The sequence below is a fragment of the Thauera sp. ZXT1-4 genome, assembly GCF_052598215.2.
Map to the genome: position 1 here is coordinate 63,807 of NZ_JBQWSN020000007.1, position 18,014 is coordinate 81,820.

General features: G+C 65.9%; 20 protein-coding genes. 15 read left to right on the top strand and 5 right to left on the bottom strand.

Annotated elements, in window-relative coordinates; genetic code table 11:
- Nucleotides 1-3: 3 nt before the first annotated feature.
- Genes ACUH78_RS07765 through ACUH78_RS07775 form a run of 3 tightly spaced genes read right to left on the bottom strand, consistent with a single transcriptional unit; the run spans nt 4 to nt 4,348 of the window.
- Nucleotides 4-1,203: a type II secretion system F family protein gene (locus ACUH78_RS07765; RefSeq protein WP_418365186.1), complete on the bottom strand. Its 1,200-nt coding sequence runs from the start codon at nt 1,201-1,203 to the stop codon at nt 4-6.
- Nucleotides 1,200-2,903 (bottom strand): GspE/PulE family protein, encoded by a 1,704-nt coding sequence (locus ACUH78_RS07770; protein WP_445333168.1) that lies wholly within the window; start codon nt 2,901-2,903, stop codon nt 1,200-1,202. Before ACUH78_RS07770 ends, ACUH78_RS07765 begins: the two co-directional genes overlap by 4 nt.
- On the bottom strand, nt 2,900-4,348 hold the full coding sequence (locus ACUH78_RS07775) for a secretin GspD/PilQ domain-containing protein (RefSeq protein ID WP_418365239.1): 1,449 nt from the start codon (nt 4,346-4,348) through the stop codon (nt 2,900-2,902). Before ACUH78_RS07775 ends, ACUH78_RS07770 begins: the two co-directional genes overlap by 4 nt.
- Before the next feature lie 456 nt (nt 4,349-4,804).
- Here ACUH78_RS07775 and ACUH78_RS07780 point away from each other — a divergent pair, with 456 nt between their 5' ends.
- Genes ACUH78_RS07780 through murA form a run of 10 tightly spaced genes read left to right on the top strand, consistent with a single transcriptional unit; the run spans nt 4,805 to nt 11,965 of the window.
- Nucleotides 4,805-5,626 (top strand): ABC transporter ATP-binding protein, encoded by an 822-nt coding sequence (locus ACUH78_RS07780; RefSeq protein WP_418365184.1) that lies wholly within the window; start codon nt 4,805-4,807, stop codon nt 5,624-5,626.
- Nucleotides 5,623-6,411, top strand: a complete 789-nt coding sequence (gene mlaE / locus ACUH78_RS07785) for a lipid asymmetry maintenance ABC transporter permease subunit MlaE (protein WP_418365183.1) — start codon at nt 5,623-5,625, stop codon at nt 6,409-6,411. The genes ACUH78_RS07780 and mlaE overlap by 4 nt, the downstream gene beginning before the upstream one ends.
- A 2-nt stretch (nt 6,412-6,413) precedes the next feature.
- Nucleotides 6,414-6,881: an outer membrane lipid asymmetry maintenance protein MlaD gene (mlaD, locus tag ACUH78_RS07790; RefSeq protein ID WP_418365238.1), complete on the top strand. Its 468-nt coding sequence runs from the start codon at nt 6,414-6,416 to the stop codon at nt 6,879-6,881.
- Between the two features lie 31 nt (nt 6,882-6,912).
- Entirely contained in the window at nt 6,913-7,755 is an 843-nt protein-coding gene (locus tag ACUH78_RS07795; RefSeq protein WP_445333167.1) for an MlaA family lipoprotein, read from the top strand.
- A gap of 15 nt (nt 7,756-7,770) precedes the next feature.
- Entirely contained in the window at nt 7,771-8,436 is a 666-nt protein-coding gene (locus tag ACUH78_RS07800) for an MlaC/ttg2D family ABC transporter substrate-binding protein (RefSeq protein ID WP_418365181.1), read from the top strand.
- A complete protein-coding gene (locus ACUH78_RS07805; protein WP_445333166.1) occupies nt 8,433-8,726 on the top strand; it encodes an STAS domain-containing protein in 294 nt (97 codons plus the stop codon). The genes ACUH78_RS07800 and ACUH78_RS07805 overlap by 4 nt, the downstream gene beginning before the upstream one ends.
- A complete protein-coding gene (locus ACUH78_RS07810) occupies nt 8,723-9,619 on the top strand; it encodes an ABC transporter ATP-binding protein (RefSeq protein ID WP_418365179.1) in 897 nt (298 codons plus the stop codon). The genes ACUH78_RS07805 and ACUH78_RS07810 overlap by 4 nt, the downstream gene beginning before the upstream one ends.
- A 22-nt stretch (nt 9,620-9,641) precedes the next feature.
- On the top strand, nt 9,642-10,439 hold the full coding sequence (locus tag ACUH78_RS07815) for an ABC transporter permease (protein ID WP_510497558.1): 798 nt from the start codon (nt 9,642-9,644) through the stop codon (nt 10,437-10,439).
- 10 nt (nt 10,440-10,449) lie between these two features.
- Nucleotides 10,450-10,707 carry a BolA family protein gene (locus ACUH78_RS07820; RefSeq protein WP_418365177.1) on the top strand — a complete coding sequence of 86 codons (258 nt, stop codon included), beginning with the start codon at nt 10,450-10,452 and terminating at the stop codon, nt 10,705-10,707.
- Between the two features lie 7 nt (nt 10,708-10,714).
- Nucleotides 10,715-11,965, top strand: a complete 1,251-nt coding sequence (gene murA / locus ACUH78_RS07825) for a UDP-N-acetylglucosamine 1-carboxyvinyltransferase (protein ID WP_445333165.1) — start codon at nt 10,715-10,717, stop codon at nt 11,963-11,965.
- Nucleotides 11,966-12,099: 134 nt separating this feature from the next.
- On the opposite strand, the gene rnk is transcribed toward murA, so the two are convergent.
- A complete protein-coding gene (gene rnk / locus ACUH78_RS07830) occupies nt 12,100-12,507 on the bottom strand; it encodes a nucleoside diphosphate kinase regulator (protein ID WP_418365175.1) in 408 nt (135 codons plus the stop codon).
- A 151-nt stretch (nt 12,508-12,658) separates the two neighbouring features.
- Here rnk and hisG point away from each other — a divergent pair, with 151 nt between their 5' ends.
- The gene (gene hisG, locus ACUH78_RS07835; protein WP_418365174.1) at nt 12,659-13,303 is read left to right on the top strand and encodes an ATP phosphoribosyltransferase; all 645 of its coding nucleotides are present in this window, start codon (nt 12,659-12,661) and stop codon (nt 13,301-13,303) included.
- A gap of 10 nt (nt 13,304-13,313) precedes the next feature.
- Entirely contained in the window at nt 13,314-14,621 is a 1,308-nt protein-coding gene (hisD, locus tag ACUH78_RS07840) for a histidinol dehydrogenase (protein WP_445333164.1), read from the top strand.
- 55 nt (nt 14,622-14,676) lie between these two features.
- Here hisD and hisC read toward each other — a convergent pair whose 3' ends face one another.
- On the bottom strand, nt 14,677-15,750 hold the full coding sequence (hisC, locus tag ACUH78_RS07845; protein WP_445333163.1) for a histidinol-phosphate transaminase: 1,074 nt from the start codon (nt 15,748-15,750) through the stop codon (nt 14,677-14,679).
- Nucleotides 15,751-15,918: 168 nt separating this feature from the next.
- Here hisC and hisB point away from each other — a divergent pair, with 168 nt between their 5' ends.
- From hisB to hisA, 3 genes are all read left to right on the top strand, one after another.
- Entirely contained in the window at nt 15,919-16,506 is a 588-nt protein-coding gene (gene hisB, locus ACUH78_RS07850) for an imidazoleglycerol-phosphate dehydratase HisB (RefSeq protein ID WP_418365171.1), read from the top strand.
- Nucleotides 16,507-16,567: 61 nt separating this feature from the next.
- Complete coding sequence (hisH, locus tag ACUH78_RS07855; protein ID WP_418365170.1) at nt 16,568-17,206, top strand: imidazole glycerol phosphate synthase subunit HisH; 639 nt, start codon at nt 16,568-16,570, stop codon at nt 17,204-17,206.
- A 44-nt stretch (nt 17,207-17,250) separates the two neighbouring features.
- Nucleotides 17,251-18,000, top strand: coding sequence for a 1-(5-phosphoribosyl)-5-[(5-phosphoribosylamino)methylideneamino]imidazole-4-carboxamide isomerase (gene hisA, locus ACUH78_RS07860; RefSeq protein ID WP_435750501.1), 750 nt, complete (start codon nt 17,251-17,253; stop codon nt 17,998-18,000).
- The last annotated feature ends 14 nt before the right edge of the window (nt 18,001-18,014 follow it).

Below are 18,014 nucleotides of genomic sequence, written 5' to 3' on the forward strand. Positions count from 1 at the left end.
GGGTCAGAGCGGGAGACGGGTGATGAGTGCATGAATCGGGTCGAGCACTGCGCTTGCGATCCACAGCAGCAGACCACCCATCAGTACCGTGAGCGCAGGCTCGATGGCCGCCTGCAGGCGGGCAATCGCATCGCCGGCCTCGTGGCTGTAGAGCGTGGCGATCCTGTCCAGGGTCTGGTCGATTGCCCCCGTTTGTTCGCCTAGGCGGAGCATGCGCACCACGAGCGGGGGAAAGTCACCTGCCGTTTCGAAGGCGCTGGAGATGGGTTGCCCTTGCTCGATACCTTGCCGCGCGGAGCGCAGGCTGGCTCGAAGAGAGAGGTTTGCGCAGGCTGCCTCGCTTGTGCGCAGTGCTTCGACGATGCTGATTCCGGCGCTGTAGAGGGCGCCGAACAGCGAGGCGAAGCGTGCGAGGGCGAGCTTGTGCAGGATCGGACCGAGCAGCGGCAGGCGTAGCTGCAGGGCGTGCATTCGGGTGCGCAGGGCCTTGAAGCGGGCCAGCGCAGCGACGGTTGCAGCTACGAGCAGTGCCGAACCCAGCGCGAGTGCCAGTCCCCAGTCACGCACCGCCTGCGACAGGCTGAGCAGCATGCGCGTCGGCAGGGGGAGTGCCTGTCCGGTGCTGCGCAGCAGCTTTTCGAGCTCGGGCACGACGTGGGTGAGTGCGACCACCGCCGCGACCAGCAGGATGCTGGCGACGATGGCGGGGTAGATCGCGATACGGCGGGCGTGCGCGGCGATCGCCTCCTCCTGTGCAAGCACGGTGCCGATGTCGTGAATCGCCATCGGCAGCCGGCCGGCTTGCTCGCCGGCACGCAGCAGGCTGGTCGCGACCGGCGAGAAGGCCTCGGGGCGAGACGCCGCAGCATCCGAAAGCGGCCGTCCCCGCTCCACGGCGGCGAGCAGCGCGGAGGCTGTTTCGCGCAGGCGCGTGCCCGTGCTGCTCTCGTGCAGGGTGGCGAGGCTCTCGTGCGGCGGAATGCCCGCGCCGAGCAGGTGCTCGAGTTGGAAGAGGAAGGGGATCAACTCGCGGCGCGGGATGCGTCGCGCGGGGAACCAGTGCTGCCGGGTTTCGCGCGCGCTGATGAGGAGCAACGCCTGCGCGCGCAGCGCACGCTCGAGCTCGTCGATGCCGGAGGCCTCCAGGGTGCCGCGTTTGCGGCGGCCGTCCGCATCGAGGGCGCGGTAGCGGAACCTGCTCATGCGGTGTGCCCGGAGGCGCGACTGCGCAGGTTCTCGAGGTTCACGACACGACCGAGTTCTTCCAGGCTGGTGCTTCCGTCGATGACGCGGCGCAGGCCATCATCGGCGAGCGTCGGTAGGCCCATGCGGCGCACCGCTCGGTGCAACTCGATGATTCCGCTGCTGCGCGCGAGCATGTCATGGAGCTCGGTGTCGAAAGGCAGGATCTCCATGATCGCGAAGCGGCCGCGGTAGCCGCGGAAGTCGCAGGCGGGGCAGCCCCGGGCCCGATGCACCACCGTGCCAGGAGGAAGGGGCGCAAGGGTGCCTTGCCAGGGTGCCGGATCTGCGGGTCCGGACGCCTTGCAGGCCGGACACAGTCTGCGCACCAGTCGCTGCGAGACGATGCCGGCGAGATTCTCGGCGAGCAGTTCCGTGTTCAGGCCGAGCTCGAGCAGGCGCGGGATCGCTCCGAGCACGGAGTTTGCGTGGAGTGTGGCGAACACCCGGTGGCCGGTGAGGGCGGCGCGCAGCGCCATGGTCGCGGTGTCCGCGTCGCGGATTTCCCCCACCAGGAGGATGTCCGGGTCCTGGCGAAGGAGGGCACGAACGCCATCGGCGAAACCGAGGCGCGAGGCTTCGCCTACCTGCGTCTGGCGGATCATCGACAGCGGGTATTCGACCGGGTCCTCGAGGGTCATGATGTTGACCGCTTCGGAGCTCAGATGCTGGAGCATCGAGTACAGCGTGGTGGTCTTGCCGCTGCCCGTGGGGCCGACGACGAGGATCAGCCCCTCGGGGCGCGCGAGGATGCGCTGTAGTGCGCGTGCTTGGCCGTCACCGAGCGCCAGTGCTGCGAGTGGCACGATGCCCTTGTCGCGATCGAGGATGCGCAGGACCAGATTTTCGCCATGCAGGGTGGGCTGCGTGGCGGCACGGAAGTCGATCGGTCGTCCGCCGATCGCAAGGCTGATGCGGCCGTCCTGCGGGGCACGTGATTCGGCGATGTCCATGCCGGCGAGCACCTTGAGCCGCACCGCGAGCTCGGGCCAGCACACGCGGTGCAGGGCGCGCGTCTGGTGCAGGATGCCGTCGATGCGGTGACGGATGCGCAGGAAGCCTGCCTCCGGCTCGAAATGCAGGTCGGAGGCGCCGCAGGACACCGCCTCGGCGAGCAGGGCGTCGACCAGTCGCACGACCAGCTGCGGGTCGTGGCCGTGGGTTTCGTCGCGGGCGTGTCGGCGCTCCAGCGCCTGCACCAGGTCTTCGATCGAGGCGCTTGCACCATAGTGCTGGGCGATTGCGCGCCCGAGCTCGGCATCCCCCGCGAGGCGGACCTCGATGTGTGCGTCGGGGCCGAGCTCCGCCCGCAGGCGATCGAGCGCCACGATGTCGTGCGCTTCGGCCATGGCGACCGTTAGCGCAGGACCGGTCGGGTCGTAGCGCAAGGGAAGCAGGCGGTGACGGCGTGCCAGCGTGTCCGGGATGCGACGGATGGCGGCCGGGTCGGGCAGCGTGGTGTCCAGGTCGACCTCACGCATGCCATTGCTGTTCGCAATGGATTCGCGCAGCGCTCGCTCGCTCACGAAGCCAAGCTCCACGAGAACATGCCCGAGTGGGCGCTGAAGCACGGACTGTTCGTGCAGGGCGATACGTAGCTGGTCGGAGCCGAGCAATCCGGCGCGGAGCAGTCTCTGGCCTAGCGGGGGCGGCGTGTTCATGGCGGGGTCAGAGGGCTTTCGGTGGCGCTTGCGCTAGCCGGCGCGAGCAGTGGTCGCAGCGGCATGTGCGGAAAGTTGCGCTCCCCCGGGGAAGGGGTGTTGGTGAGGAAGCCTGCGTCGGGTAGCTGCGCAGCCCAGGGCGCGTAGCCGCCCTCGAGCCCGGGGTCGTCGATCAGGACCGGGCGCAGGAAGATCAGCAGTTCGGTTCGGCGCACGTTGTTGTCGCGCCGGGTGAAGATCTCGCCGATCAGCGGCAGGTCGCCGAGCAGCGGTATGCGACCGGTGTCGTGATCGATGCGGTCTTCCATCAGGCCGCCGAGCACCGCGATCTCGCCGCTGCGGAGGCGCAGCATGGATTCGATCTCGCGGGTGCGGATCTGCGGGACGCGGTTGGGGATGTTGCCGAGCGACGGGTTGGGATCGTCCTTGAAGCCGGAAATGCCGGAGATGGTCGGGCGCACGTTGAGCGTGATCTCGCCCCCGGCGCTGATCTGCGGCGTGACCGACATCACCATCCCCACCGAAACCGATTGCGGCGTGGTGGTGGCGGTGATGCGTGCCTGCTTGCGGTCGTCGTACTCGGTGGTGGTGCTGTCTACGAGGAAGTACACGACCTCTTCGACGACCTTGAGCATGGCGGTCTGGTTGTTGAGCACCGACAGGCGTGGGCTGGAGAGCACCTTCACGGTGCCGAAGGTTTCCAGCAGTTCGAGGCGCACGTCGCTGCGCGCGGAAAGATAGCTCACCGTGGGCTGGCCCGGCAGTGCGTCGCCGCTGCCGCGCGGTCGTACGCTCCATCCCGGGATGCCGATGCGGGTCCAGTCGATGCCCTGGCGATAACCGTCCGCGAGGGTGACCTCCACGATGGTGGCCTCGATCATGACCTGGCGGCGCGCGGCGTCCTGGATGCCCGTCAGGAAGGCATGAAGCTGCTCGTGCTGGCGCGCGGTGGCACGGATCATGAGGAGGCCGGCCTCGCGGTTGACCGTGAGGTCAGGATGGCGGCAGGGTTCGGCTGTACTTCCACAGGCGTGAGCCGGACCGCCCAGGAGCAGGGCGAGGCTGCCCTCGAGTGCGCCCCAGAAGTCGTTCGCCGCGCGTGTCTCGATCTGCGTGACCGAGGTGTTGCCGTGTTCCGTGCCGCGGCTCTGGCTGCCGCTGCTGGTGGCGATCTGGGTGCTGGTGGCGACCGTGCCGCGCATGTCGCGGCTCATGTTTACGTAGTCCACGGTGTAGCTGCGCAGCACCGGCAGGTCGGGGCGGACGATGAGGTGACGGCCGTCGAGCCGGTAGCGGATGTCCGCCTGCGTTGCGATGCGCGCCAGCAGTTCGTGCAGCGGCCGATTGCGTGCTTGCAGGGTGACGCTGCCTTCGATGCCGGGGTGCAGATCGAGGTCGAGTGCAGTGTCGCGTGCGAGGGCGAGGAGCAACTGCGTCACCGGCATGTCCTGCACGTCCAGGGAATAGGTGAGCCTGTCCGCTGTCCATGAGGCGGATGTTGCAGGGGTTGGCAGGGCAGGTGCAGCGTGCAGCGGGGGCGCGCCCGGGCCTGCCTCCGCGGCGTGTGGTGGACTGGTCGGCTCCTGGGGCGGCGGCGCGGGCGCACGCGTGTCTGTTGCGGAGAGATGGCCAATCGGATCGCGGGCTGGCTGGAGGGGCGCACAGCCCGTTGCGAGCGCCAGGGCGGTCAGGAGGGCGAGGCTCAGGCTTTGGCGAGCATTCTCATTCGGCATGCATTAATGCTAAGGACATTATGCGTGGATGTGAACAGGCTTTTGGCATAATCTTGCGTCGGCTGCGAGGCGCCGATGTGATGTCTGCGTGCTGTTGCGTTGCAGCAACTGCCGGCCTGTGATGCATCGCTCTGATATACTTGCCGATTTTTCTGCCTCTCTCCTACCGTGTCGGCACCTACCGGACAATCTTCCCCGCTGGTCACTTTGCGCGACGTGCGCTTCGCCTATGGCGCGCGCGAGGTCCTGCGCGGCATCGATCTGAGCGTGCATCGCGGTCAGGTCGTCGCGATCATGGGTGGCAGTGGTTGCGGCAAGACCACCTTGCTGCGACTCATCGGCGGTCAGTTGCGCGCTACTGCAGGTACGGTCGAGGTCGAAGGGCGCAATGTGGCGCACCTGTCGGGCAGTGCGCTCTATGCGCTGCGCCGGCGCATGGGCATGCTGTTTCAGTTCGGTGCGCTGTTCACCGACATGAGCGTGTTCGACAACGTCGCCTTTCCGCTGCGAGAACATACGAGCCTGCCGGCAGACATGGTCGAGGATCTGGTGCTGATGAAGCTGCAGGCGGTTGGCCTGCGCGGCGCGGCGCGACTGCAGCCGAGCGAGCTCTCCGGCGGCATGGCACGGCGCGTGGCGCTGGCGCGCGCAGTGGCGCTCGACCCCATGCTGATCCTGTACGACGAGCCTTTCGCCGGCCTCGATCCGATCTCGCTCGGCATCATCGGCCAGCTCATCCGCAAGCTCAACGACGCGCTCGGCGCGAGCTCGGTGATGGTCACGCATGACGTGCACGAGTCCCTCGAGATCGTCGACTACATCTATTTCGTCTCGGATGGACGTATCGTGGCCAAGGGGACGCCGGACGAGATCCGCGCCTCCACCGATCCCTTCGTGCATCAGTTCGTCAATGCCGAGGCAGACGGACCGGTGCCCTTCCATTATCCGGCGGAGCCGATCGACAGCCTGCTCGGCGGGGAGGGCGCATGAACGCCATTACAGCCGCACTGCGGCGCATCGGCGCGCTGACCATCGACGGCGTCTGGCGGCTGGGCTTTGCTACCCGCTTCCTGATTGCCGTGCTGATGCACTCCGGGCAGTCGTTGCGCCGCATCCATCTCACCATCCGTGAGCTCTACTTCAGCGGCGTGCTGTCCCTGCTGATCATCGTGGTGTCCGGCCTGTTTGTCGGCCTGGTGCTCGGTCTGCAGGGCTACGACATCCTGCAGCGCTATGGTTCGGCCGATGCAGTCGGGGTGATGGTGGCGCTGTCGCTGCTGCGCGAGCTCGGGCCGGTGATCGCCGCGCTGCTCTTCGCCAGTCGTGCGGGTTCGGCCATCACCGCCGAAATCGGACTGATGAAGACCACCGAGCAGCTGAAGGCGATGGACATGATGGCGGTGAATCCGATCGCGCGCGTGGTCGCGCCGCGCTTCTGGGGGGGCGTGCTGTCGATGCCGCTGCTGGCGGCGCTATTCTCCGCCATGGGTATCTTCGGTGGCTGGTTGATCACGGTGGTGGTCATCGGCGTCGACGACGGCGCGTTCTGGTCGCAGATGCAGGCGGCCGTAGAATTCGAGTACGACGTGATGAACGGTGTGATCAAGTCTGCGGTCTTCGGTACGGTGGTGTCGCTGATCGCGGTGTTCGAAGGCTACGATTGCCATCCGACTGCCGAAGGCGTGTCGCGCGCGATCACCCGCACTGTCGTCACGTCCGCGCTGGCCATCCTGGCGCTGGATTTCGTGCTTACCTCTTTCATGTTCCGGGGTTGATGATGAGTCGTACCGCGCTCGACCTGTGGGTCGGCATTTTTGTTGCGATCGGTTTCGCCGCGCTCGTGTTTCTGGCGATGAAGGTCGGCAATTTCTCTGGGCTGAACGGTAGCGAGACGTACCGTGTGGAAGCGCCCTTCGACAACATCGGCGGGCTGAAGGTGCGCGCGCCCGTCAAGAGCTCGGGGGTGCTCGTCGGTCGTGTCGCCAGCATCCGCTTCGATGCGGAGATCTACCGCGCGGTGGTCGAACTCGAGATCGACAGGCGCTACGCGTTTCCTGCCGACACGACGGCCTCCATCCTGACCTCGGGCCTGCTCGGAGAGCAGTACGTGGGACTGGAGGCCGGCGCCGACATCGAGATGCTGCAGGGCGGCGACCGCGTGTTGATCACGCAGTCTGCCGTGGTGCTCGAGAAGCTCATCGGGCAGTTCATGTTCGACCGTGCCGCGGATGCGCCGGCGCAGTAAGGGGCGCACTGGATTTCCGGAGAAAACAACAATGCGAAACGTTTTCCGCTCTTCCCGCAAGGGGGTCGTCGTGGTCGTGCTTTCGGCAACGCTGGCGGCGGGCTGTGCCAGCACCGGCAACCCGAGCGACCCGCTCGAGGGCTACAACCGCGCGATGTTCAGCTTCAACGAGCAACTGGACAAGGCCGTCGTGAAGCCCGTCGCCCAGGTGTATGAGGCAGTCCTGCCACAGCCGGCACGCACCGGCGTGGGGAACGTCTTCAGCAACCTCGCCGACCCGTGGATTGCGCTCAACAACTTGCTCCAGGGAAAGGTCGCCGAGGGCATGAGCGACCTGATGCGCTTCGCGCTCAACTCCACGTGGGGGTTGCTCGGTCTGCTCGACATCGCGAGCGAAGCCGGGCTGGCCAAGCACGACGAGGATCTCGGCCAGACGCTTGGCCGCTGGGGCGTGGGTGAAGGCGCCTACATCGTCCTGCCCTTCTTCGGTCCGCGCACGGTGCGCGACGCGGTGGCGCTGCCCGCGGACATGATGGGCAACACGCCCTTCGGTATCGACCATGTGCCCACGCGTAACACCGTCACCGCAACGCGTATCGTGCATACCCGCTCGATGTTGCTGGGGGCCGATCGCACCCTGGAAGAGGCCGCACTCGACCGCTACGCTTTCGTGCGCGACTTCTATCTTGAACAACGTCGTTACAAGATCAACGACGGCCAGCAGGAGCGCGTGTACGAAGATTTCGACGAACAGCCCGCCGTACAGCCGGGGGCAGGGGTGGATGCTGCCGCGAGCGCTGCGGTGGAGCGTCTCGAACTCGTCGATGCCGGGCAATGGGCACCCAGCGCCGGGCGTGCATCGTCAAACCGCTGAAACTGAACCAAGACCATGAAAAGAATCCTCAATCGCCTGTTCCTGCCCCTGCTCTGCCTGACCCTGGTCGGCACCCTGCCCGCTTCCGCAAGCACGGACGCCAGGGCGCCGGACGTGCTGGTCCGCGATGTCACCAACGAGGTGCTCGAGATCGTGCGTGCCGACAAGGCCATTCAGTCGGGTGACACCAAGCGTGTCATCGAGCTCGTCGACGCCAAGGTCCTGCCGCATTTCGACTTTCGCCGCATGACGATGCTGGCCGTCGGCCGTGACTGGCGTCAGGCTTCGCCCGAGCAGCAGACAAGGCTCGTCGATGCCTTCCGTACCCTGCTGGTGCGCACCTACTCCAATGCGCTGACCCAGTACCGAGATCAGCGCATCGAGTTTCGCCCCTCGCGTTTCGGATCGGCGGATACACGCGTGCAGGTCCGCACTGAAGTCATTCAGGCCGGCGCGCAGCCGGTTGGTATCGACTACATGCTCGAGAAGAGCGAGCAGGGCTGGAAGGTGTTCGACGTCATCGTCGCGGGCGTGAGCCTGGTGACCAATTATCGCAGCAGCTTCGGTCAGGAGATCAGCCGGGGTGGCATCGATGGACTGATCCGGTCGCTGGAGGAGCGCAACCGCAGCCTTGCCGATCAGCACGGGCTGCAGCATGAAGCAGGCGGTCCGAGCGCATGAGCGTGCCTGCTCCCGTCACCGTGTTCGCCCCCGAGGGCGACCTGACCATGGCTTCGGCGCCCGAGGTGCTCGAGCAGGGGCGGCGGCTGGCGCGTGCAGGCAGTCTCGTGGTCGATTTCAAGGCCGTCGAGGCGGCTGATTCGGCTGCGCTGGCGCTGCTGCTCGACTGGATGCGCTGCGCGCGTGCCGCCGGCAACCGCCTCACCGTGCGCGGCCTGCCTGCGGGCATGGTGAGCCTTGCCGCGCTCTACGACATCGACACGCTGCTGCCGCTGGAACCGGCTGAATGACGCTGCCTGCGATCAGCATCCAGGGCGTCAGCAAGCGTTATGGTTCGCTGCAGGCGCTGGGCGGGGTTGACCTCGAGATTTCACAGGGGGAGTTCTTCGGACTGCTTGGCCCCAACGGCGCAGGCAAGACGACGCTCATCTCGGCGCTGTCCGGACTGGTTCGGGCCGACGCCGGCACGCTCGCTATCATGGGACACGACGTCGTCGCCGACTATCGCAACGCCCGCCGCAAGCTTGGCGTGGTGCCGCAGGAGTTGGTGTTCGATCCCTTCTTTTCGGTGCGTGAGCTGCTTCGCATTCAGTCCGGATACTTCGGCATACGCCATAACGACGCCTGGATCGACGAGATCCTCGCCAGCCTGGATCTCACGCACAAGGCCAATGCCAACATGCGGATGCTCTCGGGCGGGATGAAGCGGCGCGTACTGGTGGCGCAGGCGCTGGTGCATCGGCCGCCGGTGATCGTGCTCGACGAGCCCACTGCGGGGGTGGATGTCGAACTCCGCCAGGGGCTCTGGCAGTTCATACGCAAGCTCAACCGGGACGGCCATACCATCGTGCTCACGACCCACTATCTGGAAGAGGCAGAAACCTTGTGCGGACGCATCGCCATGCTCAAGGCCGGAAAGGTCGTGGCGCTCGATACCACCGAGAACCTGTTGCGCCGCTTCGCGACCCATAGCCTGCGCGTGCGGCTCGACCATCCGGAGCGGGCAGTCGTGCTCGGTGGTGTTTCGGGTGAAGGTGGCTGGGTCGAGTTCGGTTTCGACAGTTTTGCCGATGTCGAGGCGTTGCTGGCCCGCCTGCGTGAGGCCCAGGCCGGCCTCACCGAGATGCAACTTGGCGAGCCGGATCTCGAGCGCGTATTCGTCGAGGTGATGCACCGTGCCTGACCGCTCAACCGGGACCGAGCTCATGGCTTCGCCGCGTATCGAGCCCATGGCCGCCGAATCGCCGCTTACAGGTTTTCGCACCTTGCTGTACAAGGAAACCTTGCGTTTCTGGAAGGTCAGCTTCCAAACTGTCGCCGCGCCGGTGCTCAATGCGCTCCTGTTCCTGCTCATCTTCTCGCATGTGCTCGACCGCCACGTCACGGTCTATGGGGAGGTCGCCTACACCAGCTTCCTGGTGCCCGGGCTGGTGATGATGTCGGTGCTGCAGAACGCCTTCGCCAACAGCTCGTCCTCGCTGATCCAGAGCAAGATCACCGGTAACATCATCTTCGTGCTGTTGCCGCCCTTGTCCTACCGCGAGTTCTATGCTGCCTACGTGATCGCCTCCACGCTGCGCGGCCTGATGGTCGGCGCTGGCGTTCTGGCGGTGTCAGCGGCGTTCGTCGAGGTGCCGATGGCCAATCCGCTGTGGGTGCTGAGCTTCGCGGTCCTGGGTGGGGTGATTCTCGGATCCTTCGGGGTCATCGCCGGGATCTGGGCGGACAAGTTCGACCAGCTTGCCGCCTTCCAGAACTTCCTGATCCTGCCGCTCACGATGCTGTCGGGGGTCTTTTACTCCATCCACTCGTTGCCGCAGTTCTGGCAGGATGTATCGCATTTCAACCCGTTCTTCTTCATGATCGACGGGTTCCGCTACGGCTTTTTCGGTCAATCGGACACTTCGCCCTGGCTTTCGCTGGGCGTGGTGGGCTTTTGTTTCGTGGTACTCGCGGCGCTCACCCTGGGGATGCTCGCGCGGGGCTACAAGCTGCGTTCGTAAAGGATTACAGATGTTTGAAGCAAGCGAGATCAAGCGCCTGATCGAGCAGGGTCTGCCCTGCGAGATGGTGTTCATCGAGGGCGAGGATGGCGTGCATTTTCGCGGCATCGTGGTCAGCTCGACCTTCGAGGGCAAGATGAAGGTTCGTCAGCACCAGGCCGTCTACGCCACCCTCGGCAGGCTGATGGGCAACGAGATCCACGCCCTGCAACTGCAGACCTTCACGCCCGCGCAGTGGGAGGAAGGGCGCGGCGAGTTGGGTATGTGAGGCGGCAATGGATAAGCTGCTGATCGAAGGCGGCGCCCGCCTGTCGGGCGAGGTCGCCATTTCTGGTGCCAAGAATGCAGCACTGCCCATCCTGTGTGCGGCGCTGCTGACCTCCGAGCCGGTCACGTTCACCAACGTGCCGCAGCTGAAGGACATCGGCACTCTGCTCGCCCTGCTCGGGCAGATGGGGGTGAAGGTCGAGCGCAGCGGTGACACCGTGATGGTGGACGCCTCGGGCCTGAACAACCCCGTGGCGCCCTACGAGATGGTCAAGACCATGCGCGCCTCCATCCTCGTGCTTGGGCCGTTGGTGGCGCGCTGCGGCGAGGCAAGGGTGTCGCTGCCCGGTGGCTGCGCGATCGGTGCGCGTCCGGTCGATCAGCACATCAAGGGGCTGCAGGCGATGGGTGCGGAGGTGCGGGTCGAGCATGGCTACGTCCATGCCACCGTGCCGCGTCTCAAGGGCGCGCGCCTGTTCACCGACATGGTAACGGTGACGGGAACGGAGAATCTGATGATGGCGGCCACCCTCGCCGACGGCGAGACGGTGATCGAGAATGCTGCACGCGAGCCCGAGGTGGTCGATCTCGCTCGCTGCCTGGTGGAGATGGGGGCGCAGATCTCCGGTGCTGGAACCGACGTGATCCGTATCCGCGGTGTCGAGCGTCTGCACGGCGCGACGCACCGGATCATGCCTGACCGCATCGAGACCGGCACCTACCTGTGCGCGGCTGCGGCCAACGGCGGTTCGATACGCCTGACGGGCACCAGTTCGAGCTATCTGGATGCGGTGATCGACAAGCTGATGGACGCAGGTTGCGAGATCGTCTGCGAGCGTGATGCGATTCGCCTGGCTGCACCGCCCCGGCTCCATGCGGTGAGCCTGCGTACCGCGCCCTATCCTGCGTTTCCGACCGACATGCAGGCGCAGTTCATGGCGATCAACAGTGTCGCCAGCGGTGTGGCGATGATTCGCGAAACCATTTTCGAGAACCGCTTCATGCACGCGGTCGAACTCCAGCGCCTGGGGGCCGACATTCGCATCGACGGCAACACTGCTGTGGTTCAGGGCGTGGAGAGGCTGGAGGGGGCTACCGTGATGGCGACTGACCTGCGCGCTTCGGCGTCGCTCGTGGTGGCGGGTCTGGTGGCCGAGGGCGAAACGGTGATCGAGCGCATCTATCACCTTGACCGGGGCTATGAGCGCCTCGAGGAAAAGCTCGCCGCGCTTGGTGCGAAGGTCAGGCGACTGGCCTGAAGGCGGGCGAACCGCAAGTAGGCGGGCCCTGACGACGCGATGTTGTCCGCTTCGTCAGGGCCTTGCCTTCGTCACGCGTGGTGCCGAATGCGCGCAGCGCAGTGCGTAGATCTCAGAGGCCGCTCAGAGGCCGCTCAGAGGTCGAATTGTCCGTGGGCTTCCGGCTGCCAGGTGACTTCGATCACTTTCAGATGGATCTCTTTCCCGTCGGCCGCCTTCCAGTCGATCGACTGTCCGGCCGACAGACCCAGCAGGGCGCTGCCCGCAGGCGAGAAGATCGATACCCGGTGTGCTTCGGCGTTGGCGTCCTTGGGATAGGCAAGGGTCAGTTCATACTCGCGTCCGGTGCCTTCCTCGACGAAGCGTGCGCGGCTGTTCATGGTGATGACGTCGGACGGCATGTCCTCGGGTTCGCGAACGTCCGCACGCTCGAGCTCCTCGCGCAGGCCGTCCAGGTCGCTGCGGCTGCGGAAGGCGGGGAGGGTCAGCAGGCCCTCGAGGCGCTCGAGGTCGCTGCTGGAGACGATGATCGACGGTTTCATGGTGCGGGTTTCCTGCCTGAAGTGCGCGCCGACGCAGCGGCAAAACAAAAGAAAAGGCCGAACCGCCACCTGCGGTTCAGCCAGTTGCGCGAAGGTTAACAGAAGCGGCGCCGGGTTACAATGCGCCGTCCGTCAGATCAAGGTCTTCCACGTGTCCAGCATCACGCTCGCCCTGTCCAAGGGGCGCATCTTCGAAGAAACCCTGCCGCTGCTCGCCGCCGCGGGCATCGTGCCCACCGACAATCCCGAATCCTCGCGCAAGCTCATCATCGGCACCAACCGGCCCGATGTGCGCTTGGTGATCGTGCGTGCGACCGATACGCCCACCTACGTCCAGTATGGCGCGGCGGATCTGGGCATTGCCGGCAAGGACGTGCTGATCGAGCATGGTGGAGCGGGCCTGTATCAGCCGCTTGACCTCAACATCGCGAAGTGTCGGTTGTGCGTCGCGGTGCAGAAGGGTTTCGACTACGCCGCTGCGACCCGCCCTGGCGGAAGGATCCGCATCGCGACCAAGTACATCAACGCCGCCAAGGCGCATTTCGCCGGCAAGGGCATGCATGCGGACCTTATCAAACTCTACGGCTCGATGGAGCTCGCCCCGCTGGTCGGACTGGCCGATGCCATCGTCGACCTGGTCTCCACCGGCGGTACGCTGCGTGCGAACAACCTCGAGGAGGTCGAGGACATCATGCCCATCAGTTCGCGGCTGATCGTCAACCAGGCCTCGCTCAAGCTCAAGCGCGAACTCATCCAGCCGCTGCTCGACGCCTTCGCCGGCGCGATCAAACCGTAAGGACTGCTTCATGAGCCAGACGCCCATCCGCCGCCTTGCCGCGCGCGAACCCGAGTTTCTGTCCACGCTGGATGCGTTGCTCGCCTTCGAGTCCGAAGCAGACGAGCGTATCGACACCGCCGTCACCGAGATCCTGCGCGCGGTGCGCACCACTGGAGACGCCGCGGTGGTGGGGTACACCCGCCGCTTCGATGGCCTGGACGTGGATTCGATGGCGGCGCTGGAACTGCCGAAGTCCGAGCTGCATGCGGCGCTCAGTAGTTTGTCATCCGCGCAGCGCGAGGCGCTGACGATCGCCGCTGACCGTGTGCGCATCTATCATGAGCGCCAGAAGGGCGAGTCGTGGGAATTCGCCGAGGCCGACGGCACCCGCCTGGGGCAGAAGGTCACGCCGCTCGACCGCGTCGGCCTCTACGTGCCGGGCGGACGCGCATCCTATCCGAGCTCGGTACTGATGAACGCGATCCCGGCCAAGGTCGCCGGCGTCGGCGAACTGATCATGGTCGTGCCCACGCCGCGCGGCGACAAGAATCCGCTCGTGCTGGCGGCCGCCGCGATCACCGGCGTCGACCGCGTGTTCACCATCGGCGGCGCGCAGGCGGTGGCGGCGCTGGCCTACGGCACGCAGACCATCCCGCAGGTGGACAAGATCGTCGGCCCGGGCAACGCCTATGTGGCCGAGGCCAAGCGCCGGGTGTTCGGCACAGTAGGCATCGACATGGTCGCCGGTCCTTCCGAGGTGCTGATCATCTCCGACGGTTCCGGTCACGCCGACTGGGTGGCGATGGATCTCTTCGCCCAGGCCGAGCACGACGAGCTTGCGCAGTCCATCCTGCTGTGCACTGACGTGGCCTTCATCGACGCGGTGCACGAGGCGATCGACCGCCTGCTGCCCACCATGCCGCGCCGCGACACGATCGCCAAGTCGCTCGCCAACCGCGGTGCGCTGATCCATGTCGACAGCCTGGAGCAGGCCTGCGCGATCGCCAACCGCATCGCGCCCGAGCACCTCGAGCTGTCGATGGACGATGCCGAGGCCTGGATCGATCATATCCGCCACGCCGGCGCGATCTTCGTCGGCCACTGGGCGGTGGAGGCGCTCGGCGACTACTGCGCCGGCCCCAACCACGTGCTGCCGACCATGCGCAGCGCGCGCTTCTCGTCGCCGCTTGGCACCTACGACTTCCAGAAGCGCACCAGCATCGTGAACATCTCGCAGGCCGGCGCGCAGCACTTGGGCAGGGTGGCGTCCATCCTTGCCCATGGCGAAGGCCTGCAGGCGCACGCGCGCTCGGCGGAAATGCGGCTGAAGGCCTGAGCCGGCGCAGCGTTGGCGGAGTGCGGTCACCCGCCGGCCGCGCCCCAGCGCTGCTTCAGCGGTTGAGAATGTCCTTCAGCGCATCGACCAGCGTGGCGCACTGTTCATCCGTGCCCACCGTGATGCGCATGAACTGGTCGATGCGTGGTGCCTTGAAGTGGCGGACGATGATCGCGCGTTTGCGCAGTTCGGCGGTGAGCTCGGCGCCGTCGCGTGCCGGATGGCGAGCGAAGATGAAGTTGGCTGCCGAGGGCAGTACCTCGAAGCCGAGCGCCTGCATGGCGGCGGTGAGGTTTTCGCGCGTCGCGATCACGCGTGCGCAATTGGCGCGGAAGTGTTCGCCGTCATCGACCGAGGCTACGGCGCCGGCAAGCGCGAGGCGATCCAGCGGGTAGGAGTTGAAGCTGTTCTTCACCCGCTCCAGGCCCTCGATCAGCTCGGCATGGCCCACCGCGTAGCCCACGCGCAGGCCGGCCAGCGAGCGGCTCTTGGAGAAGGTGTGGGTGACGAGCAGGTTGGGATGGCGGTCGACCAGCGCGACTGCGCTCTCGCCCCCGAAATCGACATAGGCTTCGTCCACCAGCACCACCGCCTCCGGGTTTGCGGCGACGATGTGCTCGACGTCCATGAGGTCGAGCAGGCGGCCGGTGGGGGCGTTGGGGTTCGGGAAGATGATCGCGCCGGCGTAGTCGTCGCCTTTCGGCAGATAGTCCTCTACCCGGATCGAGTAGTCGTCGGCGAGAGGGACCGTGCGGTAGTCGATGCCGTACAACTCGCAATACACCGGGTAGAAGCTGTAGGTGATGTCGGGAAACCACAGCGGGCGCTCGTGCTTGAGCAGCCCCATGAAGGCGTGAGCAAGCACCTCGTCCGAACCGTTGCCGACGAAGACCTGCTGCGGCTGCACGCCATGGTGGCGTGCGAGCGCGGCCTTCAGCGCATCGGCGTTGGGGTCGGGATAGAGGCGCAGACCGTCGCCGGCTGCGGCACGGATCGCCTCGAGTACCCGCGGCGAAGGCCCGTAGGGGTGCTCGTTGGTGTTGAGCTTGACCAGGTTGTCGAGCTTGGGTTGCTCGCCCGGCACATAGGGGGTCAGGCCGTGGGTCACGGCGCTCCAGAAGCGGCTCATGCGGATGTCTGCGGTTCGAGGTGGAACGGGATCGGCGCGCAAGCACTTAAATGCCCGCGGGGCATCGCGATAGCCGGCGCCATTGTGGACAATAGCCCGCACTTTGCTGCGGGTTTGCCGCGCGATGGTATCATGGCCCCGACCTTAACCCTTTGGCCAGAAGCCCCCATGCGGCAAGCAGAAGTCACACGTAACACCCTCGAAACGAAGATCACCGTGCGCATCGACCTGGACGGCTGCGGCCAGGGCAAGCTGGATACCGGCGTGCCGTTCTTCGATCACATGCTCGATCAGATCGTGCGCCACGGCCTGATCGACCTGGACATCCATTGCGAGGGCGACACGCACATCGACGATCATCACACCGTCGAGGACGTGGGAATCACGCTTGGCCAGGCATTCGCCAAGGCGCTTGGCGACAAGAAGGGCCTGCGCCGCTACGGTCACGCCTATGTGCCGCTCGACGAGGCCTTGTCGCGCGTGGTGGTCGATTTCTCCGGCCGCCCTGGGCTGCACTACTTCGTGAACTACACCCGCGCACGCATCGGCAATTTCGACGTGGATCTGGCGCGCGAGTTTTTCCAGGGCTTCGTCAATCACGCGGGCGTCACGCTGCATATCGACAACCTGCGCGGCGAGAACGCTCACCATCAGTGCGAAACCGTGTTCAAGGCCTTTGCCCGTGCGCTACGCATGGCGGCTGAGCATGACGAGCGGGCCGCGGGCACCATTCCCTCGACCAAGGGCGCGCTCTGATTCTTCCCATCCCGCGGCGGCCGGGTGCCGCCGCCGTTTCGTCCAATAGCGAGTCAAGCCGATGACCACCGTGGCCATCATCGATTACGGCATGGGCAACCTGCGCTCGGTCGCCAAGGCGATCGAGCACGTCGCGCCCGGGCACGATGTCTTCATCACCTCGGATCCGGCCCGCGTCACCGCGGCCGAGCGCGTCGTATTCCCCGGTCAGGGCGCCATGCCCGACTGCATGCGCGAACTGGATGCGCGCGGTCTGCGCCCGGCTGTACTCGCCGCGGCGGCCGAGAAGCCCTTTCTCGGTATTTGCATCGGCCAGCAGATGCTGTTCGAGCATAGCGCCGAGGGTGATGTGCCGGGGCTGGGCGTACTGCCGGGTGAGGTGGTGCGCTTTCCTGATGCGAAGATGCTCGCGGCGGACGGTAGCCGGCTTAAGGTGCCGCACATGGGCTGGAACGAGGTCCGGCAGTGCGGCCCGCATCCGCTGTGGGAAGGCATTCCCGACGGCGAGCGCTTCTACTTCGTGCATAGCTACTACGTGGTGCCTGCCGCGCCCGGCCTGGCCGCGGCGGAGACCGACTATGGTGTTCGCTTTACCAGTGCGGTAGCGCGGGCTAATATCTTCGCGGCCCAGTTCCACCCCGAAAAGAGTGCTGCGGCTGGCTTGCGCCTGCTGGGCAATTTCATTCGCTGGCAGCCCTGAGCGGCCAGCGCCCTTCATCCGATCCATCATTGCTGACCCCCCGTATGCTGCTCATTCCCGCCATCGACCTCAAGGACGGTCAATGTGTTCGCCTGAAACAGGGCGAGATGGACGACGCCACGGTGTTCTCCGAAGATCCCGGTGCCATGGCTCGCCACTGGCTCGATGCCGGGGCGCGGCGCCTGCATCTGGTAGACCTCAACGGCGCTTTCGCCGGCAAGCCCAAGAATGGCGCTGCGATCCGCGCGATCACCGACGAGGTGGGCGACGACATTCCGGTCCAGCTTGGCGGCGGGATCCGCGACCTCGACACGATCGAGCACTATCTCGACAACGGCATCACCTACGTCATCATCGGCACCGCCGCGGTGAAGAACCCCGGCTTTCTGCATGATGCCTGCACTGCCTTCCCCGGCCACATCATCGTGGGCCTGGATGCCAAGGACGGCAAGGTGGCGGTGGACGGCTGGTCCAAACTCACCGGCCACGACGTCGTTGACCTGGCGAAGAAGTTCGAGGACTACGGCGTGGAGTCGGTGATCTATACCGACATTGGTCGCGACGGCATGCTCTCGGGAGTCAATGTCGAGGCCACTGTGCGCTTGGCACGCGCGCTGCGCATTCCCGTCATCGCCAGCGGGGGCATCACCGACTTGCGCGACATCGACGCGCTGTGCGCGGTAGAGGACGAAGGCATCATGGGCGCGATCACCGGCCGTGCGATCTACGAAGGTACGCTCGATTTCGCCGCCGCACAGGCGCGCGCCGACGAGCTGCGCGGTGCCGCCGAATGACCTTCTCCGCTGAG